Annotated in this window: 23 protein-coding genes and 1 tRNA gene; 8 read left to right on the top strand and 16 right to left on the bottom strand. The window is 70.4% G+C overall.

Annotation, left to right across the window (positions count from 1 at the left end; translation table 11 throughout):
• Positions 1-92: 92 nt before the first annotated feature.
• Both FPZ22_RS02685 and FPZ22_RS02680 read left to right on the top strand, forming a co-directional pair.
• Positions 93-1,229, top strand: coding sequence for a glycosyltransferase family 2 protein (locus FPZ22_RS02685; RefSeq protein ID WP_246120975.1), 1,137 nt, complete (start codon positions 93-95; stop codon positions 1,227-1,229).
• A gap of 53 nt (positions 1,230-1,282) precedes the next feature.
• The gene (locus FPZ22_RS02680; protein ID WP_168198908.1) at positions 1,283-2,662 is read left to right on the top strand and encodes a phenylacetate--CoA ligase family protein; all 1,380 of its coding nucleotides are present in this window, start codon (positions 1,283-1,285) and stop codon (positions 2,660-2,662) included.
• A gap of 24 nt (positions 2,663-2,686) precedes the next feature.
• Here the strand turns inward: FPZ22_RS02680 and FPZ22_RS02675 are convergent, their stop codons facing one another.
• The 9 genes from FPZ22_RS02675 to FPZ22_RS02635 form a co-directional block, all read right to left on the bottom strand.
• Positions 2,687-3,199, bottom strand: a complete 513-nt coding sequence (locus tag FPZ22_RS02675) for a serine O-acetyltransferase (protein WP_210412696.1) — start codon at positions 3,197-3,199, stop codon at positions 2,687-2,689.
• Between the two features lie 142 nt (positions 3,200-3,341).
• Positions 3,342-4,820 carry a hypothetical protein gene (locus FPZ22_RS02670; protein ID WP_144890002.1) on the bottom strand — a complete coding sequence of 493 codons (1,479 nt, stop codon included), beginning with the start codon at positions 4,818-4,820 and terminating at the stop codon, positions 3,342-3,344.
• Entirely contained in the window at positions 4,817-6,139 is a 1,323-nt protein-coding gene (locus FPZ22_RS02665) for an O-antigen ligase family protein (RefSeq protein WP_144890000.1), read from the bottom strand. The genes FPZ22_RS02670 and FPZ22_RS02665 overlap by 4 nt, the downstream gene beginning before the upstream one ends.
• A gap of 11 nt (positions 6,140-6,150) precedes the next feature.
• The gene (locus FPZ22_RS02660) at positions 6,151-7,326 is read right to left on the bottom strand and encodes a glycosyltransferase (protein ID WP_144889998.1); all 1,176 of its coding nucleotides are present in this window, start codon (positions 7,324-7,326) and stop codon (positions 6,151-6,153) included.
• On the bottom strand, positions 7,316-8,641 hold the full coding sequence (locus tag FPZ22_RS02655) for a glycosyltransferase family 4 protein (RefSeq protein WP_144889996.1): 1,326 nt from the start codon (positions 8,639-8,641) through the stop codon (positions 7,316-7,318). Before FPZ22_RS02655 ends, FPZ22_RS02660 begins: the two co-directional genes overlap by 11 nt.
• Positions 8,642-8,701: 60 nt before the next feature.
• The gene (locus FPZ22_RS02650; RefSeq protein ID WP_144889994.1) at positions 8,702-10,036 is read right to left on the bottom strand and encodes a porin family protein; all 1,335 of its coding nucleotides are present in this window, start codon (positions 10,034-10,036) and stop codon (positions 8,702-8,704) included.
• Positions 10,033-10,797, bottom strand: coding sequence for a P-loop NTPase family protein (locus tag FPZ22_RS02645; RefSeq protein ID WP_144889992.1), 765 nt, complete (start codon positions 10,795-10,797; stop codon positions 10,033-10,035). The genes FPZ22_RS02650 and FPZ22_RS02645 overlap by 4 nt, the downstream gene beginning before the upstream one ends.
• An 8-nt stretch (positions 10,798-10,805) precedes the next feature.
• Positions 10,806-12,338 carry a hypothetical protein gene (locus FPZ22_RS02640; protein WP_144889990.1) on the bottom strand — a complete coding sequence of 511 codons (1,533 nt, stop codon included), beginning with the start codon at positions 12,336-12,338 and terminating at the stop codon, positions 10,806-10,808.
• 8 nt (positions 12,339-12,346) lie between these two features.
• On the bottom strand, positions 12,347-12,967 hold the full coding sequence (locus tag FPZ22_RS02635; protein ID WP_144889988.1) for an XrtA/PEP-CTERM system exopolysaccharide export protein: 621 nt from the start codon (positions 12,965-12,967) through the stop codon (positions 12,347-12,349).
• A 99-nt stretch (positions 12,968-13,066) separates the two neighbouring features.
• Here FPZ22_RS02635 and galE point away from each other — a divergent pair, with 99 nt between their 5' ends.
• Positions 13,067-14,092, top strand: a complete 1,026-nt coding sequence (galE, locus tag FPZ22_RS02630; protein WP_144889986.1) for a UDP-glucose 4-epimerase GalE — start codon at positions 13,067-13,069, stop codon at positions 14,090-14,092.
• On the opposite strand, the gene FPZ22_RS02625 is transcribed toward galE, so the two are convergent.
• Together FPZ22_RS02625 and thiD are read right to left on the bottom strand one after the other, a co-directional pair.
• The gene (locus FPZ22_RS02625) at positions 14,082-14,939 is read right to left on the bottom strand and encodes an alpha/beta hydrolase family protein (RefSeq protein WP_144889984.1); all 858 of its coding nucleotides are present in this window, start codon (positions 14,937-14,939) and stop codon (positions 14,082-14,084) included. The genes galE and FPZ22_RS02625 overlap by 11 nt on opposite strands.
• The gene (thiD, locus tag FPZ22_RS02620) at positions 14,936-15,739 is read right to left on the bottom strand and encodes a bifunctional hydroxymethylpyrimidine kinase/phosphomethylpyrimidine kinase (protein ID WP_144889982.1); all 804 of its coding nucleotides are present in this window, start codon (positions 15,737-15,739) and stop codon (positions 14,936-14,938) included. Before thiD ends, FPZ22_RS02625 begins: the two co-directional genes overlap by 4 nt.
• A gap of 69 nt (positions 15,740-15,808) precedes the next feature.
• Here thiD and FPZ22_RS02615 point away from each other — a divergent pair, with 69 nt between their 5' ends.
• The gene (locus FPZ22_RS02615; RefSeq protein WP_144889980.1) at positions 15,809-17,476 is read left to right on the top strand and encodes a SulP family inorganic anion transporter; all 1,668 of its coding nucleotides are present in this window, start codon (positions 15,809-15,811) and stop codon (positions 17,474-17,476) included.
• A 30-nt stretch (positions 17,477-17,506) separates the two neighbouring features.
• Here the strand turns inward: FPZ22_RS02615 and FPZ22_RS02610 are convergent, their stop codons facing one another.
• From FPZ22_RS02610 to FPZ22_RS02600, 3 genes are all read right to left on the bottom strand, one after another.
• Positions 17,507-18,913 carry a PhoH family protein gene (locus FPZ22_RS02610; protein WP_144889978.1) on the bottom strand — a complete coding sequence of 469 codons (1,407 nt, stop codon included), beginning with the start codon at positions 18,911-18,913 and terminating at the stop codon, positions 17,507-17,509.
• Positions 18,914-19,034: 121 nt separating this feature from the next.
• The gene (locus tag FPZ22_RS02605) at positions 19,035-19,514 is read right to left on the bottom strand and encodes a peroxiredoxin (protein WP_144889976.1); all 480 of its coding nucleotides are present in this window, start codon (positions 19,512-19,514) and stop codon (positions 19,035-19,037) included.
• Between the two features lie 16 nt (positions 19,515-19,530).
• A complete protein-coding gene (locus FPZ22_RS02600; RefSeq protein ID WP_144889974.1) occupies positions 19,531-20,094 on the bottom strand; it encodes a glycine cleavage system transcriptional repressor in 564 nt (187 codons plus the stop codon).
• Positions 20,095-20,288: 194 nt separating this feature from the next.
• Here FPZ22_RS02600 and dapA point away from each other — a divergent pair, with 194 nt between their 5' ends.
• A complete protein-coding gene (gene dapA / locus FPZ22_RS02595; protein ID WP_144889972.1) occupies positions 20,289-21,200 on the top strand; it encodes a 4-hydroxy-tetrahydrodipicolinate synthase in 912 nt (303 codons plus the stop codon).
• Positions 21,201-21,222: 22 nt separating this feature from the next.
• Complete coding sequence (locus FPZ22_RS02590; RefSeq protein WP_168198906.1) at positions 21,223-21,744, top strand: hypothetical protein; 522 nt, start codon at positions 21,223-21,225, stop codon at positions 21,742-21,744.
• 351 nt (positions 21,745-22,095) lie between these two features.
• Here FPZ22_RS02590 and fdxA read toward each other — a convergent pair whose 3' ends face one another.
• Entirely contained in the window at positions 22,096-22,419 is a 324-nt protein-coding gene (gene fdxA, locus FPZ22_RS02585; protein ID WP_144889970.1) for a ferredoxin FdxA, read from the bottom strand.
• Between the two features lie 117 nt (positions 22,420-22,536).
• Positions 22,537-22,612: transfer RNA gene (locus FPZ22_RS02580), tRNA-Glu, on the bottom strand.
• A 135-nt stretch (positions 22,613-22,747) separates the two neighbouring features.
• Between FPZ22_RS02580 and pcnB the strand changes: the two genes are divergently transcribed.
• Both pcnB and folK read left to right on the top strand, forming a co-directional pair.
• Positions 22,748-24,064 carry a polynucleotide adenylyltransferase PcnB gene (pcnB, locus tag FPZ22_RS02575; protein ID WP_144889967.1) on the top strand — a complete coding sequence of 439 codons (1,317 nt, stop codon included), beginning with the start codon at positions 22,748-22,750 and terminating at the stop codon, positions 24,062-24,064.
• On the top strand, positions 24,061-24,555 hold the full coding sequence (gene folK, locus FPZ22_RS02570) for a 2-amino-4-hydroxy-6-hydroxymethyldihydropteridine diphosphokinase (protein WP_144889965.1): 495 nt from the start codon (positions 24,061-24,063) through the stop codon (positions 24,553-24,555). The genes pcnB and folK overlap by 4 nt, the downstream gene beginning before the upstream one ends.
• The last annotated feature ends 56 nt before the right edge of the window (positions 24,556-24,611 follow it).

Genomic DNA, 24,611 nt, shown 5'->3' with positions numbered 1-24,611 from the left:
CGCATGGCCGGAGCATGGGTGCTTGCCCGTTGCTCCTGTGCACGGGGAGTGCCATTCCCCTGGACAGTGGCTGCCGTGGAGAAGCGCCGGTGATGCTCGAGATCCTGTTGTGGGGCGCGATCGGGATGCTCTTCTACATCTACGCCGGCTATCCGCTGTTGGCCATCGCACTTGGCCGCCTGTTTCCGCGCCCGGTCCTGCGCGGCGACTTCGAGCCCTCGGTCACCGTGATCATCTCCGCATACAACGAGGAGAGGAGCATCGGCGCGAAGATCCGCAACACGCTGGCACTCGACTATCCGAAGGAGAAGCTGGACATCATCGTCGCCTCGGATGCGTCCGACGACGGCACCGACCGCATCGTCCTCGACTGCGCCGAGCCGCGCGTGCGGCTGCTCCGGGTCGAAGGGCGGCAGGGCAAGACGGCGTGCCAGAATGCCGCGGCCGCGCTCGCCGACGGCGAGATCCTGGTGTTCGCCGACGCCACCACGACGGTCGAGAACCACGCCCTGCGCGCGATCGTCAGGAATTTCCACGACCCGGACGTGGGCTGCGTGGCCGGCCGGCTCGTGTACACCTCGCGGCAGGGTGACGCCACCGGAAGGGGCGGCATTTCCTATTGGAAATACGAATGTGCGCTGAGGATCGCCGAGAGTTCCCTGGGCTCGCTCATCGGCGTCAGCGGCCTGCTGTACGGCGTGCGCGCGAATTCGTACCGGCCGATCGCCCCGGACCTGATCAGCGACTTCGTCATCGCCATGGACATGCGCGAGCAGGGCCTGCGCACCGTGCTCGAGCCCGAGGCGGTCTGCTACGAGGAGACGCTGGACCGCTCCGACCGGGAGCTGTCGATGCGGATCCGGGTGACGCTGCGCAGCCTGCTCGCGCTCGCAAGGAACCGTCACCTGCTGAACCCCTTCCGCTACGGCGCGTTCGCCTGGCAGCTGGCATCGCACAAGCTGCTCAGGTACCTGTCGCCGGTGTTCTGGCTGGTCGCGATCGTGGCCAACATCGCCCTCGCCATCCAGGGACAGTACGTGTCGCTGTTGCTCGCCCAGGCCGCGGGCATCGCGGTCGGGGCCCTCGGTTTCCGCTCGAAGCAGGCGGTGGCCGGTTCCAGGCTGCTTGCCCAGCCGTACTACTTCCTCCTGACCAACCTCTCCTCGGCGATCAGCCTCGTCCGCTTCGTCCGCGGCGAGCGGGTGGTGGTCTGGACTCCGCTGCGATGAGCTGACGCATGGCGCTTCTTTCTCCCGCAGGCCCGCTCGCCCGCATCTATGGCATGGCGCCCGCGGGTGTCAGGAACGCCTTCGCGAGCGCCTACGGCCTGAAAAACGACCGGCTGCGCTACGGTGGCTCCTTCCAGCGGCAGCTTGCCGGATACCGCGAGCGCGACGGCTGGTCCCGCGACCGCCTGGCCGCATGGCAGGAGGCGCGGCTGCTGGCGCTGTTGCGGCACGCGGTCGCGAACGTCCCGTACTACCGTCGCCTGCACCGGCAGGGCGACTATCCGGTCGAGGAGGTCAGGACGGTCGAGGATCTTCCGAAGCTGCCCCTGCTCGACAAGGACGCGATCCGCCGGAATCCCGAGGATTTCCTCGCCACGGACCCGCGTTCGCTGCACGTCCTGCACACCAGTGGCACCACGGGGACACCGCTGAGGCTGTACCGCTCCACGGAAACCATCCGCGGCTGGTACGCCTGCTTCGAGCGGCGCGCGCGCGAGTGGGAAGGCGTGTCGAGGAAGGATCCCTACGTGCTGCTCGGCGGACAGCTGGTGGTGCCGGTGGAAACGGACCGGCCTCCTTTCTGGACCTGGAACGCGGCCTCCAGGCAGCTCTACATGTCGGTATACCACCTGGCCCCGCAGTTCATGGATGCCTGCCTGGACGAGATCCGCCGCCGGAAGGTGGTCCACATGTACGGCTATGCCTCGGCGATGGACGCACTGGCCGCGTATGCCCTGAGGACCGGCCGGATGGACGTGCGGCTCAGGCTGGCCACGTCCAACGCCGAGCCGCTCTACGACCACCAGCGCGAACGGATCGCCGCCGCGTTCTCATGTACGGTCCGCGACACCTACGGCAACAGTGAACTGTCCATCGGCGCCTTCGAATGCGGGGCGCGTCGCATGCACCTGTCCATGGAGGTGGCCGCGGTGGAGGTGGTCGACCGCGTCGGTCGACCGCGCCCCGCGGGGGAGGTCGGCGAGTTCGCATGCACCGGCCTGCTGAACTTCGACCAGGTCTTCATCCGCTATCGCATGGGGGACCGCGGGGCCCTGCGCGCCGACGAGTCGCCCTGCAGCTGCGGCCGCCACTCGCCTTCGCTCGCGGCCATCGAGGGGCGGCAGGACGACGTGCTGGTGACCCCGGACGGCCGCCAGGTCGGTCGCCTCGATCCTGTCTTCAAGGGAGGCATGCACCTGGTCGAGGCGCAGATCGCCCAGGTGGCGCCGGACGAGATCCACGTGCGCGTGGTGCCGGCCGCAGGCTGGTCGCCCGCCGACGCCGAGGCGATCGCGGCGCGCCTCAGGGACCGCGTCGGTCCGATGGCGGTGAAGGTGATCGAGGTCGACGGGATTCCACGGACGGCGAACGGCAAGTTCCGTGCGGTCGTCAGCGAGATCGATCGGCGGGCGGCGGCTGGCGCGTCGCCATGACTCCGCGCCGGTCGCACGCCGCGGCTAGCGGATCCTGTGGTCGTAGTCCGTGCGGTTGACGTAGCCGGCCGACCCCTCCTGCGAGAGCACCCGGGCCGGCACACCGGCGACGACGGAATCATCGGGCACGTCCCGCGTGACCACGCTGTTGGCGCCTATCGCGACGTTGTTGCCGACCCTGACGTTGCCGACGATCACCGCCCCTGGGCCGATGTAGACATTGTCACCCAGGGTGGGATAGCCCTTGTTCCTGCCGCGGTTGGCCTGCCCGATCGTGACGCCTTGGGAAATGTTGCAGTTCCTGCCGATGACGGCACGGTGGTTGACGACGATCCCGCCGAAGTGCCCGATATAGAACCCGCTGCCGATGCGCGTCGAATGCGGAATGGAAATTCCCATCCGGTAGGTCAGATGGTGGTGCATGACCCAGGCGAACGGAAACAGCGTGTACCTCAGCCACCGCTTCGATCTCGCATAGTGGCAGGTGCGCATCCAGAAGGTGAAGCGGAACGAATCGCCCGCGATGATCTTGCCCACCAGGGTGGAGATCCGGACCTTGCCCGTGATCCGGTACAGGTCCGAAAGCACCAGGAACCTGTAGTGGTGGAATCCGGCGGCTGGCCGTCCGGAAGAGGGGCGGCCGGTTCGCCGGCCGGAAGCGGGGTATCGATGGGGATGTTCATGGGCTCTGTCCCGGCCTGGCCCGGTCGAGGCATGGCGCGCCCGCGTCTTCGCTGCGGGCGGAATCGTCCGCGCACCACATGCTGTCGAACGCGGCCAGCGTCAGCTCGGGCAGGTCGTGGCTGTCGCAGGTGACGCCCTCCGGGCACGACGACACGTTCCAGGCCAGGTTGCCGGAAACGGTCCTGGTGCCCGGGGCCTTGCCGGCGCTGAACGCGCTCCTGGAGCCGTCGACAAAGTACGGGAAGCCGACCGCCACGTTGTTGAGGATGTGGACGCGATCGGAAGACTGGCTGTTCTTGTGCACGATCTGGGCTTCACCCTCGCCCGCGATGGTGTTGTGGCGCACGGTGACGGTGTCGTTGCCGGTCAGGTTCAGGAGCAGGGCGGCGCCGTAGGCGCGGCAGCTGTCGCCGTCCTGCATGAAGTACTTGCCCTTGAAGAAGGTGCAGTGGCCGACGATGACGGAGTTCTCGATCAGGGCGTTGCCGCTGACCTTGACCTGGTTGCCGGCGTTGGCGACGGCATGGACCCGGCGCAGGGCGACGTTGGTGCTGTCGGCGCCGTTCATGTAGAGCAGGTCGAGGCCGTCGGAGGTGTTGTGGTGGATGTAGGCGTCCTCGATCAGCCACTGGCCGCCGGTGGAGGTGGTGCCCAGGCCATCGCCGTAGCCGCCGCTCTTCTGGCCCCAGCAGGCCCAGGGCTCGCCGGTGGCGACGCGCTCGCCGCAGCCGTTCCAGCCGATCTCGATGTCGCGCATGACGATCTTGCCGGCGTTGGAGCCGTTGGTGCCGACGTTGCCGTCCCAGCCGGCGCTGCCGTTGCGGTTGATCCTGACGCGCTCCAGCGTCCAGTCGGTGAGGGCGCCGGCCTGGAAGCCGCGGGCGCCGAGGCCGTGGACGTCGAGATCGTGCAGCCAGACGTTGCGGGAGTTGCTGGCATAGACGCCGACACGCGCCCAGGCGTCGCCGCTGTCGCACTTGGCGGTGGTGTTGGAATGGTTGAAGACGCAGTCGCTGAGGTCGGTGACGTCGAGGTGGCCGATCTCGACGTGGGAGCTGCCCTCGAGGTTGAGGACGCGGTGGATGCCATTGGCGCCGGCCAGCTTGGGCAGGCTGCCGCCGGTCTTGCCGAGGATGCGGGTGCGGGCCGACGAACTGCCGCTGGGCACGGGCTGCATCTGGCTGCCGATGCGGTAGGTGCCGCTGCCGATGATCAGGGTGTCGCCGCCGGCGATGCGGGCGGTGCCGGAGTTGGGGAGGGCGACGAGCGGGCTGTTCCATGCGCAGTTCTGCGCGGAGCCGCTGCCGGGGTAGCGCGTATCGCTGCGGCCGTTGCACTGGGTGGCGCTGCCACCGTCGGTGCGGACGTAGTAGGTAGCGCCGGGAGAGACCCCGGCCTCTGCCCCGCACAGGCTGAGCAGGGCCAGCGTACCGCCGGCCGCCGCCAGCCTCCCCGGCGGGCATGACCCGGTCATTCGCGGGATCGCGCATGATGCGCGGCCCGGAATCCCGGCAAGGCACGTGCCGCGAGCGGGAATCTCGGTTCGATTCCGGTGAGGTGCCCCGGCCGGGCATCGGGGGCCCGAGGCTTCGCCGCGCAGGCCAGGGCGGTGCCGTAGCGCTCGACCAGGCCGCACAGGACCCAGAAGCTGTTCATCACCAGAGCGGAGAAGAACGGGCTGCCAAACAGGTTTCCGGCCGCCATGCAGACCACCGCCACGGTCGAGCCGACCGCGAGGGCGTGCGCCTCGGGCCATGCCAGGCTCCGCGCGGTCGCGCGCAGCCTGTGGGTCAATGCAAGGAGCCTCCAGACCAGCCAGAGCATCATCGCGAGGCCGAACGGCCCGCATTCGGCGAGCATGAGCACGAAGCCGTTGTGTGCATCCTTGCCGGGGAAGCCGGTGTACTCGCCGATGTGGTCGCCGAAGCGCCCCAGACCGACGCCGGCCGGATGGTCGGCGAGCATGGCCAGCGAGCCCCTCCACAGTTCCAGGCGGCTCGCGGTGCTGCCGTCGAACGCCTGTGCACCGCCCATGCCGACCTGTCGCGTTTCCTCCATCCGCTGGAGCGCGCTCTCCGGCAGCAGGATCGCACCCGCGCCGGCGATCAGCACCAGCGCCAGCACGGCCTTGGGCACGCCGCGATGGATGAGCAGGAGCAGGATGCCGAGGACGGCGATCAGGTACGACTGGCGCGAGAACGTGAACAGGATCGCCGCGACCAGGATCAGGCTGCCGGACAGCGCCAGCAGCCGCACCGTCCGGCGACACCCCGGCTGCAACGCCAGTGCGGCGAGCATCGGCAGGAAGATGGCGAAGAACACGCCGGCACGGTTGGCCGCGGTGACTTCGCCGAACGGTCCCGTTGCCCGCTGCTGGTCGCTGAACTCGCGGAGATCGAACTGCAGACCCTGGAAAACCGCCTCGAGCCCGGCGGCCGCGGCCACCACCAGCGCCAGCACGATCAGGTTGCGGGTGGCCCCGGGATCCAGCCCGCAGTGGCGATAGGCGAGGTAGAGCAGGGGATAGATGATCGCGTACTTCGCCTGGACCAGGTCCGCGCCGGCCGTGGACGCATCGTGCCACTGCGCGATGACGTAGCCGAGCAGCAGCGCCAGGAACAGGCCGGTCAGCGGCGGCAGCAGATAGCTGGTGCGTGGGAACCCGGGCGGGTCGCGCGACCCGAAGATGGTCGCGCATGCGAGCAGCGCGAGGGACGTCGCCATGCCGACGTCCGCAGGCAGATGCAGGGTATTCGGAAGCAGGACGATCGGCAGCGCATAGGCCCAGAACATGGCAACGACCCCTATTCCGGTGGCTGTGGTGCATGGACGAGGCGGCCGCGGCGCGGAGCCGTTTCCTGCCCGGTGCGGCTGGCGAGACAGCGTTCGTAGACGGCGGAGGTCGCGGCGGCGAGCGCCGCGGAGCTGTGGTGTTGCGCCACCCACGCCGCGGCGGCGCGCCCGAGGCCATCACGCAGCCCGGGATCCGCGACCAGCCGCCTGATCCCGGCGGCGAGCGCGGAGGCGTCGCCAACGGGAAAGAGCAGCCCCGTGCGACCGTCATCGACCAGCTCGGGGGTTCCGCCGGCTGCCGATGCGATGACCGGGCAGCCCGCGGCCATCGCTTCGAGCAGGGCGTTGGACTGTCCTTCGAAGTTGGAGGGCAGCACGAGGAAGTCGGCGGCCTGCATCAGTCGAATCGCGTCCCGGCGCTCCCCGAGCAGGCGGATGCTGCCGGAGACGCCGGCCTTGGCGGCCAGCCCCTCGATCGATGCGTGCAGCGGCCCGTCGCCGGCGAACGCGATCCACGGGCGCTCCCCCGGCCCCAGCGTCGCGAGCGCGGCGATCAGGAGCGGCAGGTTCTTCGCCTCCACCAGCCGGCCCACGAAAAGCCCGATCACGCGACCTTCGGGCGCGCCCAGGCTGCGACGCAGGGCGGCGCGCCGGTCCGGGGACAGGGGCGCGGGGACTGCGACCGCGTTGCCCACGATCGCCACCGTGTCCGCGCGTGCGTGTGCGCGGCGCGTCGTCGAGTGCGCTCCCGCGCGGGAGTTGGCGATGACGGCCGCACTGTGTGCGATGACGATGCGCTTGAGCAGCCAGTACCACGCCCGTGAGTCGAGGTCGAAGCTGCGCTCCGACGCGACCAGCAGCGGCCCGCGGCCGGACAGCCCGCGGCCCAGCATCGACCAGAGTTCCGCGGTGAGGGAGTAGGCATGGATCAGCGCATAGTCCCGGCGACGCAGCAGGCGGGCGAAGGCGACCAGGAACCGCAGGTCGACGCGGCGCCGCTTGGGCAGGTAATGGACGGGGACGCCGCTGCGGCGGATGTCCTCGACCATGAACGACTCGCAGCGGAAAAAGGCCAGCTCGGGCTCCCAGCGCGTGCGGTCCAGGCCCGCCAGCAGGTGCTGGATCTGGCGCTGGCTGCCGCCGACCTCCATGCCGTCGATCACGAGCAGCAGGCGTTCACGCGGCATCGGCGATGGCCTCCGTCATCAGGCGGTGCAGTCTCAGCGCTTCCTTGCGCGCGTCGAACTCCGATTCGACGCGCTGCCGCGCGGCGAAGGCCAGGCGATCGCGGAGATCCCGGTCCTGCAGCAGGCGTTTCAGTGCATGAGCCAGCGCATGCGCGTCGCCCGCCGGTGTCAGCAGCCCGTGCACGCCGTTGCCGATCAGCTCGGGCACGCCGGACACCGGACAGCTGACCACGGCACAGCCCGCAGCCATGGCTTCCATCAGCGCCACCGGAATGCCGTCGCGACTGCCATTGGCCGCGATCTGGCAGGGGAGGGCGAACACCGTGGCCTCCTGCAGCGCGTCCTGCACCCTGTGCTGCGGCAGTGCGCCGGGCAGGGCGATCCGCGCGCCGAGTCCATGCCCGTCGATCCGGGCCTGCAGCTCGCTTCGGAACGGACCCTCGCCGATCAGCGTGCAGTGGAAGTCCACGCCCTCCCGATGCAGCAGCGCCAGCGCGTCGACCAGGGTGGCGAACCCCTTCTCCGGGGCCAGGCGGCCCACGCCCAGGATGCGCGACCCGCTCCTGTCCCCCGGCCACCATGCGATCTGCTCCAGGTCGACGCCGCAGTGAACCACCTTCAGCTTGTGTCGCGCGAGCGGCGAGACGTTCGCCTGGAGCCAGTCGACGTTGTGCCGCGAGATGGTGACCGCCAGCGCGGCATCGGCGATCTTGCGCGGCAGCATGTGCCGGTTCACGAAGATGTCGTGGGCATGGCAGGTGAAGCCGAACGGCCGGCCGGTCGCCCGCGACAGCGCCCATGCGGCGGTGGACGGATACGTCGACCAGTGGGCGTGGATGAAGTCGGGGTCGAAGCCGCGCAGCCAGTGCAGGTGCTCCAGCCCGCGGGCCATCGCCAGCAGGGACTTGAGCAGCACCGTCGGCGTGCGCCAGGTCTCCGCGACGACGATCGCAGCGTCGCACGCGATCCGCCGCGGATGCATGAGCAGTGCGCGCGCCGCGTGCCACAGGGTGGCGGGCAGGTGCCGCGGCTGGTGGACGCGGGGCATCAGCGACGCGGCGTCGGCATGCACCGGGCCGCTGGCGGGCGGCCTGAGCGAAACGATGCGCACGTCGACGCCGTTCTCCACCAGGGTCCTGATCTCGCGGACGATGAAGGTCTCCGACCAGCTCGGGAACAGCGAGACCACGTAGAGCACCCGTCGCGGCCTGCGCAGGTGTGCCGTTGCCGCATGCATGGTGGAACCGGTCGGATCCTCCGCTCCATGCGCGGAAGAATCCTCGATGACGGGGTCGGGAACGATGGCGTCGGACATGCATGGAACAACGCAGTCGTACGGCTCTTTCGGCCATCGCGTGCCGCGTCGCGACAGGTCTCACCGACGCCACATCAGCGCGACGCTGATCGCGTTCTCCGCATAGTCGGCACCCGGTGCCGTGGAGTCGCGCGTGTTGCGGTGGAAGCCGATCTGCGAAGTCAGGTGCCGCGTCCAGAGCCAGTCGGCCTGGATTCCGTAGACGCGATCACGGTCCTTCCGCTGCGTGACCAGGAATTCGCGGTTGAGTGCGGTCGCCTGCAGCGAGAGTGTGAGACGCGGACGCGCGCGGTAGGCGAACTCGGCGTAGCCGCTGTAGTCCTCGTGATCGTCGAGCGCCGTCCGCAGGTAGCGGTGGCTGCGGTAGCGCGGCCGCAGCCGCAGTTCGAAGCGGTCGCCGCGGTACCGGTAGTCGAGGTTGAAACGTCGCTGGCGATACACGTCCGGGTTCACCGGCAGGGTCGAGGCAACCAGTTCGGGGATGCCGGTCTCGCTCAGATCGCTCTGCCGGAGGATCAGGTCCTGGGTGCTGTCGGCGAGCTGGTAGCGGGCATTCGCATGCAGCCGGCTGCGCGCGCTCGGCGTCCACACGAGGTCCGCGCGCGCGAGGGTCGCCGTGACCCTGCTTCCGTCAGTCTCCGGACTCAGCCTGGAGCGTCCCAGGTCGAGCTCGGCGTAGCCGCGTGCGTACTCGTGCCGGTAGCTGACGAAGGCATCCACGCGCGAATAGTCGGCGGCCTCGCCGGCCTCGTCGAACTCGGCCCGGGTCGCCACCGCGTTCAGCGATGCCTGCTGCGTGGGGCTCAGCTCGCGCTGCACACGGAGCGCGGCGCTGTAGCGGTCACCGTTGAAGTCCTCCGACTCCTCGGCGTGGCTGTTCGCCGCGCGGAGGTCGAGCCGGGCACGGGTCGCGTCGCCCAGGCGTGCATGGAAGCTCGGGCCGCCGACGAACACGTTCACGCGCTGCAGATTGCCCGGGGAAAGACCGACGCCGAGGTCGACCGGCTGCTGGCTCAGGTAGTCCTCGAGCACCAGGCTCACGCGCTGCGGAATGATCGACCAGTCGAACTGTCCGGCCAGCTCACCGCGCCACTCGCTGGCGAACGTGTCGTCGAGGTAGTCCCTGTACTCGACCTGGCCGCGTGCCTGCAGGGTGGCGGCCGACCCCTGCCGCTCCAGCGCGAAGCGAAGGCGCGGGGCCAGCACGGTATCGCTGGTCCCGGCTTCGTCGTCGAGGGCGATGTTGTCGCTGTGGATGGCCGCGACGCCGATCTCGTAGTCGACATCGAACGCGCCGGCGCTTCCGGGCAGCGCGACCAGCAGCGCCATGCAGAGGATGGCCCGGCGCCCGCCGGGACCGTGGAGGCGATGGGCGACTCCCGGTCCACTGCTCATGGCCGCTCCCAGGGCCCTTCGTTGAAGACGACGCCGGCGAACTTGGCCGGGTCGAATCCGGCCGCCGCCCGGGCGATCTGTTCCGGGTTGTCGCGTCCGTAGCCGGCGACCAGCACGACGACGTCGGCGAGGTCGGCCAGGATGCGAGCGTCCGGCGCTCCCCGGACCGGCGGGCTGTCCAGGAACACGTGGCGGGGAGGGGCGCGGCCGTGCAGCACTTCCAGCAGCAGCCGCATCCGGAACGACGACAGGTATTCGGCATTGCCTTCGGAGGCGGTGCCCGCCGGCAGCAGCTGCAGCCGCGGGATGCCGGTGTCGTAGAGCATGTCGCCGACCAGGGCCGCCGGATCCTCGAGATAGTTCACCAGGCCGCCGTTGGTCGGGTCGATGCGCAGGGTGGAGTCCTGGCTCGCGTGGAAAAGGTCGCAGTCGATCAGCACGGCATGCGTGGATTCGTCGAACGCGAACGCCGCCGCCAGGTTGCGGGCCACGAAGCTTCCGCCGCTGCCACGGCTGACTGGCGCCACCAGGACGGTGATGTTGCCCTCGTTGCCGGCCGCCGCCAGAAGGCGCGTGCGCAGTTCGCGAAACGCATCGACGAGCGGCTGTCCGATCCCCAGCGGCGAGATGGTCGATCGTTCCTGCATCTGCGCGGGGCTGAACGCGGTCGTGGCCGCGGCCGGGGCCCGGGTCCGGTATTCGACCAGGCGCTGTGCAAGGCGCTGGTCGGCGCGAACGAGCGCGTCGGGATTGGTGGTCATCTGCGTTCCTAGTTCAGCGTCAGTGCGACGGCGTAGACGATCGGTACGACGAAGATCAGCGCCGTGGCCAGAGCGAAGCGGTTGCGGCTGCGCATGCGGGTGCGGCGATCCGTGGCCGACGGGATCACGCCCACGACCGGAAGCCTGGAGGCGGTCTCGATCTGGGACGGTATGCGGACCCGCGGATCGTTCCGCAGCCAGCCGAGCATCAGCAGGGCGGGAACGGCGATCGCCAGGATCAGCACGCCGATCGCGACCTGGGACAGGCTCATGCTGCTGGACCGCAGCGGAACAGCCGCCGGTTCCTGCACCCGGAAGTTGAGTCCGCCGCGCTGGATGTCCAGGTTCATCGCCAGCCGCGCGTTCTCGCGGCGTTCGAGAAGATCCTGGTACAGCGCGCGGTTCACCTCGAAGTCGCGGGTCAGGTTCGCCAGCTCGCTTCCCAGGCCGGCGACGCGGTTCAGTCGCTCCATTTCCTGCTGCAGGAGGCTGTTGCCGGCGGCGATGCGCGAGGCCGATCCCATGCTGCGGCTCCGGGCTTCGGTCAGCCTGCCACGGTCCGCGCTGGCGCCGGGGCCGAAGGCCGCCGCGCCCGCGATCGCGGGCAGGCCGCCGCGCTGCAGCTGCGCCTGCAGGTCGCCGATCTGGCGCCGGATGCGGACCATGTCGGGATGCTGATCGGTGTAGCTTCCGGCGAGGCGTACCCGCTCGGCCTGCAGTTCCGCGAGCCGCTGCTGGATCGGGCCGGTCCGCGTCTGCGCGACGCCGATCGACTGTTCGCGCGACAGGTGGGACTGCCAGGCGCCGGCCTGCGACTGCTGCTCGGCCTGGTCCATCAGCGACCGGTCGATCTCCAGCCGCAGTTCGCTGATCCGCCGGGCGACGTTCTCCTGGTCGCCGAGCAGGACTTCGGGATGCTCCTTGCGGTATGCGGCCAGCTTGTCCTCGGCGTCGTTGAGCTTGTGTCGATAGCCGTCCACCTGCGAGTCGATGAACTCGAAGGCCGCGCGGCTTTCGCGCTCCTTGGTCCGGAAGCTCTCCTGGATGATCAGCTCGCCGAAGCGCGCCGTGACCGCCTGCGCGCGCTGGGGATCGGTGTCGGTGTAGCTGATGCGGATCAGCTGGGGATTGTCGCGCGGGTTGGTGATCTCGGTCCGCCCGACGATCTGGTCGAAGAGCTGCTCCTGCTGCCTGGGGTCGGGCGTGGATTCGAGCCAGCCGCCTGCCTCCAGGATGCCGGTCATGGCCCTGCGGCTGAACGCCACTTCGCGCGCCACCGCGGCGCGGTCGACCACGCCGGTGGGAACGGTGCGGCCCTCCAGCAGGGGCTCGATGATGTTGGTCTCCTCGACCAGCAGCGTGGTGGAGGAGGTGTAGGTCTTCGGCGAGAGCAGCCCGAGGACCAGGCCGATGATCGCGATCGCCGCGAACAGGATCACCAGCGGGAGGAGGTGCCGGCGGGCCTCCCTGGCCGCGACCGGCATGAGCTGGAACATGGTCGGGCGGCCGTCCGGCGCCCTCCACTCGACGAGGCTGCTCATCGGGGCGCTCACAGCAGGCGCTCGGGCACCGTGATCACGTCGCCTGGCGCCACCGTGTAGTTCGTGGACAGGTCGCCGGCGGTGAGCACGTTGTCGAGCCGGACCTGGTAGCTGCCCGTGCCGTTGCCGGACCTGCGGTGCAGGCTGGACCGGTTGGGCGCTGCGAACTCGGTCACGCCGCCGGCGGCCAGCACCGCGTCGAGCACGGTCATGCCGGGCCGGTAGGGGATGGAGACGGGCTGCCGCACCGCTCCGGTGACGCGGATCCGTGAGAGGTACTCGTGGCTGTGCAGCTCGGTCAGGATCACCGACACGCGCGCGTCCTTCACGTAGTCCTGCAGCCGCGTCTGGATGTCCTGGGCCACCTCCGGCGGCGTGCGGCCGCCGGCCGGGACATCGCCCAGCAGCGGCACGGAGATCATTCCATCCGGCCGGACCGGGGCCGTGACTCCCGCATCCGGGTTCCCCCAGACCGACACCTGGACCACGTCGTCCACACCGAGCCTGTAGGCCTCGGCCAGGTTCGATTCGAGCGGTGGTGGTCCCGCATGCCCGCCTCCGGACGTGGCACAGGCGGCCATGAGGAAGGTCAGCGATACGATGAGCAGTGCACGCAGGGGGAGATTCATGGGGCGGTCCTCCGGATTCCCTGTATGGAACGGAACCGGTCTGCCCGCCCGGCCACGGCGGGTACGTTAAGCTCGCCGGGAGAAGAACACGGGGTCCCCATGCGCGTCCTGGTCACCGGCGGAGCCGGCTATATCGGCAGCCATGCCTGCGTTGCGCTCGCTGCGCGCGGCCACGAGATCATGGTCGCCGACAACTTCGCCAACAGTTCGCCACGGGTGATGGAGCGGCTGCACCGGCTCACCGGCGCGCCGGTCGCCTGCCACCGCGTGGACCTCCGCGACCGGGAAGCGACCGCGGCGCTGTTCGACGACCGGCGCTTCGACGCGGTGATCCATTTCGCGGCGCTCAAGGCCGTCGGCGAGTCCTGCGAACGTCCGCTCGACTACTTCGACAACAACATCGCCGGCACCATCCACCTGCTGCAGGCGATGCAGTCCCACGGCGTGCGCCACCTGGTGTTCAGCTCGTCGGCCACCGTGTACGGCGATCCGGACGCGGTGCCCGTGCGCGAGGACGCGCCGCTGCGGGTCACCAATCCCTACGGACGGACCAAGCTGGTCATGGAGCAGCTGATCGGCGACCTGTGCACGAGCGATCCGGGATTCCACGCGGTCAATCTGCGTTACTTCAATCCGGCAGGCGCGCACCCTTCCGGACTGATCGGCGAGGCGCCGGGCGGCGTGCCCAACAACCTGATGCCCTATGTCTCCCAGGTCGCCGTGGGCCTGCGCGAACGGCTCTCGGTCTTCGGCGGCGACTGGCCGACGGTGGATGGCACCGGCGTCCGCGATTACATCCACGTCGTCGACCTGGCGCGCGCGCACGCAGACGCGCTCGACTTCATCGTCCGGGAGGGGCGCAGCGCGACCCTCAACCTCGGCACCGGCCGCGGCACCAGCGTGCTCGAGCTGGTGCGGGCGTTCGAGCGCGCGTCGGGGCGGCCGGTGCCCTACGACATCGTTCCCCGCCGCGCCGGCGACGTGGCCGAGGTCTATGCCGACCCTTCGCTCGCGCAGGCGCTGCTGGGCTGGCGCGCGGAGCACGACATCGACGCCATGTGCCGCGACGCCTGGCGCTGGCAGTCGCGGAATCCCCGCGGCTACGACGACGCCGTCAGCGGCTGAACCACCCGGCGACCGCGTCCGGCGCCCGCATCCACGCGAAATGGTCGGGGCGAACGCCGAGTGCGGCGGCGTCGAAGGTTCCGACGTCCACCGGCGCCCGTGGGAACTTCGAGAGCAGGTGCCGCAGGGATGACTCCGGCGCCAGCCAATCGTCCGCGAACACCGCGGCGCGTATCCGCACCGCGGCAGCGGCCATGCCCGGCTCCAGGTCTCCGAGCCCGGGTGGCGCGTAATGGCCGGTGGTGGCGGTCCTGCCCCAGTCGCGCATGACGCCGCGCGCTTCGTTGCCGCCGAAGCCGATCCGCCGCCCGGGCAGGCTGCCGGCGCGTGCGGCCAGCCAGGGAAGGGCGCGGCCGGCGACCACCAGGGCCAGCCGGTGTCGAAGCGGGTACGCGCGCCACCAGGGCGCGCCCGAACCCGCGAGCCACAGTTCCGCGCTGGCCGAAGGCTCGAGCGCCAGGCGGCAGGCGGCGAGCTGTCCGCCCAGGCTGTGGCCGCCGCTCACGTGCGACAGCCCGGGTGTGGCGGCGGCCACCGCGGCTTCGCTGGCGGGAAGATCGATGGCGAGCAGCTCGCGGTAGCCCCAGTCCTGTTCGCGGCCGGCGCGCAGGCTGCTGCTGCCGTGGCCGCGCCATTCGTGCAGGAAGACGGCGACGTCACGCCGCGCCAGGGCCTCGGCCAGGGACAGGTAGTGGCGTGCGGCCACGCCCAGCGCGGGGAACCAGAGCAGGCTGCGCCGCGGACGTTCCGGAATGCAGGCCAGCAGCTCGAAGCGGTGGCCGTCGGAGGCTTCGACCGCGACCGTCCGTGGACCCGGGCCCGCGGGGAAGGCCGCCCCCGACGTCATGCCGTCGGCCGCGCCGCGAAATGGCCAAGCACCAGCACCTCGCTGCGCCCCGGGCGCGTGCCACTGCGCAGTGCGGCATGCACGTACCCGATGGCGAGGCGCACGGCTTCGGCCAGGGGGCGCCCAAGACAGAGATTGGCCGCGATCGCCGAGGCGAGGGTGCAGCCGGTGCCGTGGCCGTCGACCGCCATCCGCGGCTGCCGGAAGCGGCGGGTCGCCTCGTCGTCGGCGTAGCGGTCGGTGACGGTGGCCCCCTCGGCGAGGTGGCCCCCCTTGAGCAGCACCGCGCCGGGACCCAGCGCGCGCAGCGCGGCGAGCGCGGCATCCGCGTCCGCACCGTCGGCGATGGATGCGCCGAGCAGGAGCTCGGCCTCGGGGATGTTGGGAGTGAGCAGGTCGGCCATCGGCAGCAGTCGCGTGCGCAGCGCATCCAGTGCCTCGGGCTCGAGCAGGCGCGCGCCCGAGGTCGCGACCATCACCGGGTCGAGGACCAGCCAGCGCGGCCGGTGCGCCTCGAGCGCGTCGGCCACGGCGTGGATCACCGGAGCCGAGGCCAGCATGCCGAGCTTGACCGCGCCGATGTCGAAGTCGTCGAAGCAGGCATCGATCTGGGCACGCAGGAACTCCACCGGGGGCACGTGCACGGCGGTCACGCCGCGTGTGTTCTGCGCGGTCAGCGCGGTGATCGCCGACAGCCCGTGCACGCCATGCGCCGCGAAGGTCCTGAGATCGGCCTGGATGCCGGCGCCGCCGCCGGAATCCGAGCCGGCGATGGTGAGTGCTGAAACGGGCCTGGCCATGGGGATTCCTGCGAAATTGCAGTACTGTACCGGGATCGTGGATTTTCGTGCATCAGCGGGAGCGTCGGCATGATTGCCCTGGTCGAGGCAGGGCGCGCGGGGCTCTACCGGCGCGGCAACTGGATGCGCAACGTCACCGCCGGCGTGATCGTCGGCGTGGTCGCGCTTCCGTTGGCGATGGCCTTCGCGATCGCTTCGGGCGTGAAGCCCGAACAGGGCCTGTACACGGCGATCATCGCCGGTATCGCGGTGTCGCTGTTCGGCGGCTCGCGGGTGCAGATCGCCGGGCCGACCGGCGCCTTCATCGTGATCCTCGCCGGCGTGGTGGCGCAGTTCGGCGTCGGCGGCCTGCTGGTGGCGACGCTGATGGCCGGCGTGATCCTTGTCGGCATGGGCGTCGCGCGCATGGGCGCGGTGATCCGCTTCATCCCGGACCCGGTGATCGTCGGTTTCACGGCCGGCATCGCGGTGATCATCTGGGTCGGACAGTGGCGCTATTTTTTCGGTCTTCCGGAGACCGGGGACGGACCGTTCTACCTCCAGACCTGGCGCCTGCTGGGTTCGTTCCCGCGGATGCACTGGCCCACGGCGCTGCTCGGGCTGGGCAGCCTGGCGCTGGCGCTGTACGGCCCGCGCATCCGGGGCCTGGGCAAGGTTCCCGGGCCGCTGATGGCGATGGTCGCGGCCACCGTTGTGGTGGCGGTCCTCGACCTGCCCGGGGTTGCGACCATCGAATCGACCTTCGGCGCGATCCCGCGCGCGCTGCCGGAGTTCGCGGTGCCGTCGATCGGCTTCGACGAGGTAATGCTGCTGCTGCCCTCCGCCTTCACCATCGCCATGCTGGGAGCGATCGAGTCGCTGCTCTCGGCGGTGGTCGCCGACGGCATGGCCGGCACCAGGCACGACTCCAACCAGGAACTGATCGGGCAGGGCATCGCCAACATCGTCTCGCCGCTGTTCGGCGGCATCGCGGCCACCGGCGCGATCGCGCGCACCGCGACCAACATCCGCAACGGCGGCAATGCACCGATCGCCGGCGTGGTGCACGCGGTGGTGCTGCTCCTGATCCTGCTGGTGATCGCGCCCTGGGCCGGCAAGGTCCCGCTGGCGGCGCTGGCCGCGATCCTGTTCGTCGTCGCCTGGAACATGAGCGAGGCGCCGCGCTTCGTGCGCATGGTGCGGCAGGCACCGAAGGCGGACGTGGTGATCCTGCTGATCACCTTCGCGCTCACCATCCTCACCGACCTGGTCGTGGCGGTGAACATCGGCGTGATCCTGGCGATGATGCAGTTCCTGCGCCGGATGAGCGCTTCGGTGGAGGTGGTCGAGCAGGCGCCGTCCGGCCTGCGCCAGGAGCTGGCCGAGGCGGGCCTGGAGTCGCTCCCCGGAGACGTGCTCGTGTACTCGATCGACGGGCCGTTCTTCTTCGGTTCGGTCGACTCCCTGGAGCGGGCGCTGTCCTGGTCGCGCGGACCGCCGGGCCGCATCGTGCTGCGCCTGGAACGGGTGCCGTTCATCGACGCCACCGGCCTCAAGCGCCTGGAGTCCACGATCGCGCACCTGAAGAAGCATGGGGTGCATCTGCTGCTCACCGGCGCCAACATGGCGGTGCTGCGCAAGCTGGCGCGCGCGGGCATCGTCGGCCGCGACGATCCGGGCAGCTACTTCACCAGCCTGTCGGAAGCGCTGCGATACATCGAGGCAAAGCGCACCGCCGACGAGGACGCCTCGGCGTAGGCGTGGCTGCAGCCGCGACGGTCGCCGGCCCTACAGTACCTCCGACGCGTAATCCGCAAGGCGCGAGCGCTCGCCGCGGCGCAGGGTGACGTGCGCGCTGTGGGCCCAGTGCTTGAAGCGGTCGACGGCGTAGGTGAGGCCCGAGGTGGTCTCGGTGAGGTAGGGCGTGTCGATCTGTTCGACGTTGCCCAGGCAGACGATCTTGGTGCCCGGGCCGGCGCGCGTGATCAGGGTCTTCATCTGCTTGGGCGTCAGGTTCTGTGCCTCGTCCAGGATCAGCCAGCGGTCGAGCAACGTCCGGCCGCGCATGAAGTTCATCGAGCGGATCTTGATGCGTGAGGCCAGCAGGTCGTTGGTGGCCGCCCGGCCCCAGCTGCCGCCTTCCTTGTTGCTCGGCATCAGCACCTCGAGGTTGTCGGTCAGCGCGCCCATCCAGGGCGTCATCTTCTCTTCCTCGGTGCCGGGCAGGAAGCCGATGTCCTCGCCGACGCTGATGGTGGCGCGGGTCATGATGATCTCGCGGTAGCGCTGCGCGTCCATGGTCTGCGCGAGTCCCGCGGCCAGCGCCAGCAGGGTCTTGCCTGTGCCGGCGGTGCCGAGCAGGGTGACGAAATCGACCTCCGGGTCCATCAGCGCATTGAGCGCGAAGTTCTGCTCGCGGTTGCGCGCGGTGATGCCCCAGACCGCATGCTGGTGGCTGCGGTAGTCGTCGACGATCTGCAGAACGGCGCGTTCGCCCTCCACCGAGGCCACGCGGAACTCGGACTCCTCGTCGCCCGGCAGGTACAGGAACTGGTTGGGATGCCAGTCGTCGTCCTCCCCGCGCCGCAGTTCGTAGTACGTGCGGCCCTTGTCGGTCCAGGACCTGAGACCCTTGCCGTGGCGTTGCCAGAAGTCTTCCGGCAGGGCGGTGGCGCCGGTGTAGAGCAGGCTGAAGTCGTCGAGGGCACGGTCGTTCTCGTAGTCCTCGCTCGGGATGCCGGCGATCGCGGCCTTGATGCGGAGATTGATGTCCTTGGAGACGAACACCACCGGCAGGTCGGCGTCGGCTTCGGCGCGCAGGGCGAGGATGGCGCCGAGGATGCGGTTGTCCGGCGCCACCGCGCCGAACGAGGTCTTGTCCTCCTTCGGCACCGTGGTCTGGAAGCGCAGCACGCCGGAGCTCGAAGCGCCGCGCAGCTGCAGGCCGCCGGGGCGCTCGAGCTTCAGGCCCGAGGCGATGCGGTCCGCACCCTGGGCCTCGATCAGCTCGTTGATGAAGCGGCTGACCTGGCGCGCGTTGCGGCTCGCTTCAGAGGTGCCCTTCTTGCCGTTGTCGAGCTCCTCGATCACCTGCATCGGCAGGTAGACATCGTGCTCCTCGAACCTGAACAGCGCCGTGGGGTCGTGCATGAGCACGTTGGTGTCGAGTACGTAGATCCGCTTGCCGTGGTTCATCAAGGTGTCGATCCGTCCGGGGCCGCGTGGCGTGGGGGTGTGGCGGGATGTCCTGTTGCGCACGCGACGGCCGCCGCGGCCCGCGTGGCGGGGCGGCACGTGGCATGGGCGGGGCTGTGGATCACCGGGTGCCGGCTTCCTTCAGCGCTTCGAGCACGGCGTCGGCGTGGCCGGGCACGCGCACCTTGCGCCAGGCGCGTGCGATCCGGCCGTCGGGGGCGATCAGGAAGGTGCTGCGTTCGATGCCCAGCACCTTGCGGCCGTACATGTTCTTTTCCCTGATCACGTCGAAGGCGCGGCACAGGGCCTCGTCCGCGTCGCTGACCAGGGGGAAGCCGAAGCCCTGCTTCGCGCAGAAATTGTCGTGCGACTTCACCGAGTCGCGCGAAACACCGAGGACGTCGGCATCGAGCGCCGCGAACTCCGGCAGCAGGGCATTGAAGTCCAGGCCCTCGGTGGTGCAGCCGGGCGTGGAGTCCTTCGGATAGAAGTACAGCACCAGCCAGCGGCCGGCATGATCGCAAAGCTTCGCGGTCGCGCCGCCCGAGAGCTGCAGCGGGAGCCTGAGGGTGTCGCGGTCGAGCCTGTCGCCTTCGTTCATCGGTCCGCCTGCGCGCTCAGAACTTCATCGGGTCCATGATCGCGTCGAGATTGAGGTGGTCGCAGAACTCGAGGAAGTCGTCGCGCAGGGCGGCGATGTGCATGTCCGCCGGCACGCCGATGGTGACCTGGGCCGAGAACATGTCGGCGCCGGTCTGCATGGCGCGGTAGCGCGAGCAGTGCAGGCTCTCGATGGTGATGCCCTGACGATCGAAGAAGTCCGCCAGCTGGTACAGGATGCCGGGCTTGTCCGACGCCACCACCTCGACGATGTAGGGCAGCAGGTTGGACTGCACGGGCTTGGGCCCGGTGCGGTACCACACCAGCTTCAGGCCTTCCTCGCGTTCCAGGCGCGACAGCATGGCCTCGAGCTTGGCGACCGCGTCCCAGGAGCCGGTGGCGAGCGCGGTGACCGAGACGTCGCGGCCGACCGTGGACAGGCGGGTGTCGACGAGGTTGCAGCCGCTGTCGGCGATGCGCCGCGACACCGCCAGCAGGGGCGAACGCGGATGCGTCGTATAGGCGTTGATCAGCAGGTGGTTCTCGGTCGGCGTCGGCCGGGATGTTTCGGTGTCGGTCAAAGCAGGATCCACGGAGGGTGCGGTGGCGGGGGCGCCGGGTGGCCGGCTGCCGTGCGGCCCGGGACGCGGGCGCTGCGGGCGGCCCTGAGGCCGCGGCCAGCATACTTGCCCGTGCTTCGAAGCCGCAAGTAAGATCACGGCGTTGCGCGCCCTGTCGCGCGGCTCCCTCACACGGCTTCCCACGCAGGTCCAGCTTGCATCTTTCCGGCAGCATCACCGCGCTGGCGACGCCGTTCACGGCCGCTGGCGAACCCGATACCGACGCCTGGCTGCGCCTGGTCGACGCCCAGCTTGCGGGCGGCACCGCCGCGCTCGTGGTCGCCGGCTCGACCGGCGAGGCCGCCGCGCTCACCGTGGCCGAATACGAAACCTTGCTGCGCGCCGCCGTCGGGCGCGTGGCCGGGCGCGTGCCGGTGCTTGCCGGCACCGGACAGTCCGGCACCGCGCACACGATCGAACGCACCCGCCTGGCCGCGGCCTGCGGCGCCGACGCGGCGCTGGTGGTCGCGCCGCCCTACGTGCGCCCGACCGCGGCCGGCCTGGTCGCCCATTACCGCGCGGTGGCCGATGACGGCGCGCTGCCGGTGGTCCTGTACAACGTGCCTCCGCGCACCGGTTGCGACATGCAGCCGGACACGGTGGCGGAACTGGCCGGCCACGAGGCCATCGTCGGCATCAAGGAAGCGGTGGCCGACGAGGCGCGCATGCGCGCGCTGCTGCCGCTGGCCGGGCCCGGCTTCACCGTCCTGAGCGGAGACGACGGCACCGCGGCGCGCGCGATGCTGGCCGGCGCCGACGGCGTGGTTTCAGTCGCGTCGAACGTGGCGCCGGCGGCCTTCCGCCGCCTGTGCGACCTCGCCCGCCGCGGTGATGCGCCGGGCTGCGCGGAGCTCGGCGCGCAGCTTGCGGCGCTGATCGACTTCTGCGGCGTCGAGCCGAATCCGATCCCGGTCAAGGCGCTGCTGGCGCGGCTGGGCTTCGGCCATGCCGAGGGCATCCGCCTGCCGCTGCTGCCGCTGTCGGCGGTGCATGCCGGCGCCGCGGACCGCATCGCCGCCGGCCTCGAAGCGCTTGAACAGACCTGTCGCGACGCGCTCGCGGCCTGAACCGTTTTCCCAGGAGACAGCAATGCAGCCTTCCCGATCCATGCTCCGCCCGGCCATCGCGGTCGCCATCGCCGCGGCCCTGGTCGCCACGTCCGGCTGCAGCTGGTTCCGCAAGGACAACGCACTCTATGCGCAGGCTCCGCAGGACCGCCCGCTCGAAGTCCCGCCCGACCTCGACCTGCCCGACACCAGCTCCGCGATGGCGGTGCCTCGGTCCGGGGCCACCAGCGTGACGCGTTCCGGGATGGCAGCCCCGGCCGCGCAGCAGAGCGCCGGCAGCGGCTTCACGGTGGCCGCGGACAGGGACCAGGTCTTCGAGCGCATCGAGGCGCTGCTGGCCGCGACCGAAGGCGTGACCGTGGTCGGCAAGGCGCAGCTGCTGGGCACCTACGACATCGATGCCGGCGACAGCAAGTTCCTGGTCCGCGTGACCCGGGTCGACGCGGGCACCCATGTCTCGGCGGTCGACCCGCGCGGCCTGCCGGCCACCGGCGCGGACGCGGTGCGTGTGATCGAGGCGCTGCGCGCGGGCCTGTCGCAGTAACGGATCGCAGGCGGTTTCCAGGAGGCGCGGTCCGGCAACGGGTCGCGCCTTTATCGTTCTGGCGGGTTGCCGCAGGGGAGTCCCCCCGCCAGCCGCCTCACGCCCGATCCTCACCGGCTTCGGGAAGGGCCGCTCTTGATCTTGATCTTCCATCCCGAAGCCGCAGAAGGCCGGAGCCCGTTCCGCGCACAGGGGGTGTGCGGACAGCCGGCCATGGATGGCCGGCGGCCGGCCGTGGGAGCAGGACGCGGAGACGGTCGGGGGAGCACGCCCCCTGTGCGCGGGACGGGCCGCGCGGACCACAACGAAGCGGCTCCAGGAATCCGCAGGCGCGAAACCCGCGTTGTGCGCTCAGCGCTCCAGCAGCGGGAGCTTGTCCGGCTTGCCTTCCCACTCGGCGGCGTCGGCCGGCGGGTCCTTGCGCGTGGTGATCACCGGCCACTCCTTCGAGAGCTCGGCGTTGAGCGCCACGAAGCCTTCCTGGCCGGCGGGGACGTCATCCTCGGCATAGATCGCGCCGATCGGGCACTCCGGTTCGCACAGGGTGCAGTCGATGCACTCGTCCGGATCGATCACCAGGAAGTTCGGGCCCTCGTGGAAACAGTCGACCGGGCACACCTCGACGCAGTCGGTGTACTTGCACTTGATGCAGTTCTCGGTGACGACGAAGGGCATGGCTGGCGATGCGGGCGGTTGGACCGCTCCATTGTAGCGCCCGGCGGACCGCTCGCGGCCGTTGCCGTCTCCGGAAAGGAGAGGGCCCGCAGCCGTTGCCGGTGCGGGCCCTGGAAATGGCGCTCCCTACGGGATTCGAACCCGTGTTTTAGCCTTGAGAGGGCCACGTCCTAGGCCTCTAGACGAAGGGAGCAGGTGGTGCATTGCCACCCCGCAGGGATGGCGCCGGCTGGACGACCGGCTCCGCGGCGCCTGGGTGGCGATGCGGCTTGCTAGTATAGCAACCACAGGCTGCCGCTGGGCAACCAGAGCAGGTACTTTCTTCCCGATGCCCAACGACACCCCATCCGCCATCCCGGCCCTGCGGACGATCCCGCGCGACCAGCACAGCATTTCCCGCAAGGACATCAGCGCCAATGCGCTGCGGGTGCTCTATCGCCTGCGCGAAGGCGGGCACGAGGGCTACCTGGTAGGAGGCGCGGTGCGCGACCTGCTGGTCGGCGGCAGCCCCAAGGACTTCGACGTCGCGACCAGCGCCACCCCCGAGGAGGTCAGGGCGCTGTTCCGCAACTGCCGGCTGATCGGCCGCAGGTTCCGCCTGGCGCACGTGGTCTTCGGCCGCGAGATCATCGAAGTCGCGACCTTCCGCGCCAACGTCGACGACGGCAGCGGCGACCGCGAGACCCACGAAGGCGGCCGCCTGCTGCGCGACAACGTCTACGGCACGGTGGAGGACGATGCGGTGCGCCGCGACTTCACCGCCAATGCGCTGTACTACACCATCGAGGATTTCTCGGTCCGCGATTACGTTGGCGGCTTCGAGGATGTGCAGAACCGGGTCCTGCGGCTGATCGGCGACCCGGAGACCCGCTACCGCGAGGATCCCGTGCGCATGCTGCGCGCGGTCCGCCTGGCCGCCAAGCTCGGCTTCGACATCGAGCCGGCCACCGCGGTGCCGATCCGCGCCCTGGCGCCGCTGCTGTCCGAAGCCGCGCCGGCGCGGCTGTTCGAGGAAACCCTGAAGCTGTTCCTTTCCGGCCATGCCGTGGCCAGCTTCGAGGGCCTGGAGCGCCACGGACTGTTGCCGGTGCTGCTGCCCGAGGCCGCGGCGGCGATGAAGGCCAACCGCAGCGGCGCGCTGCGCGCGGTCGTGGTCGAAGGCCTGCGCGGTACCGACGCGCGGGTGGCCGCGGATGAACCGGTGTCGCCGGCCTTCCTGTTCGCGCTGCTGCTCTGGCCGGCGTACTGTCGCACGCTGATGGCGCTGCAGGCGCAGGACATGCAGCCGGCCGAGGCCCAGCGCCGTGCGGCCGACCGCGTCACCGTGCACGAGCTCGCGACCATCGCGGTGCCACGGCGGTTCTCGCTGCCGATGCAGGAGATCTGGCTGTTGCAGTCGCGCTTCGGCCTGCGCCAGCGCAAGCGGGTGATGCGCATGCTCGCGCATCCGCGCTTCCGCGCCGCATTCGACTTCCTGCAGGTGCGCCAGGCGGGTTCGGACGAGCACGCCGACGACATCGCATTCTGGCGCGAAGCCCAGCTCGACCCCGACCTGGCCATCGCCCACAGCCCGGCGGGCGAGGGCGACGACGTGGCGCACGCGCCGCGGCGCCGGCGCCGGCGCAGACCCGCGGCGGCCGGATGAGCGCGCCGGTCCGGGCCTGCATCGGTCTCGGCGGCAACATCGGCGACGTCGCCATGACCCTGCGCAGCGCGCTCGCCGCGCTCGACGCGGTGTCGGACACGCGCGTCCTGCGCGCCTCGCGCTTCCATCGCACGCCCGCCTGGGGGGTCGAGGACCAGCCCGAGTTCGTCAACGCCGCCGCGGTGCTCGAGACCACGCTGGCGCCGCGCGCGCTGCTCGGCGAGCTGCTGCGGATCGAGCGCGAGCACGGCCGCGAGCGCGCCGACGACGACGGCCGCTGGGGGCCGCGCACGCTCGACCTCGACCTGCTGCTGTACGGCGACGCCCGCATCGACGAGCCCGGCCTGGTCGTGCCGCACCCGCGGATGCACCTGCGCGCCTTCGTCCTGGTGCCGCTGGCCGAGGTCGCGCCGGAGGCGGAGGTGCCGGGGCAGGGGCGCGTGGACGCGCTGCTCGCGGCAGTCGACGCGTCCGGCGTCCGCCCCGCCTGAGACCCTTCGCCGCCGCGCGGCGTAAGATGCAGTCGTCCACCCCACACCACGGACGC

Source organism: Luteimonas granuli (assembly GCF_007795095.1).
In the GTDB taxonomy this organism is placed as follows: domain Bacteria; phylum Pseudomonadota; class Gammaproteobacteria; order Xanthomonadales; family Xanthomonadaceae; genus Luteimonas; species Luteimonas granuli.
The sequence above is the reverse complement of the archived record's forward strand: the minus strand, read 5'-3'. Positions and strand labels throughout refer to the sequence as shown.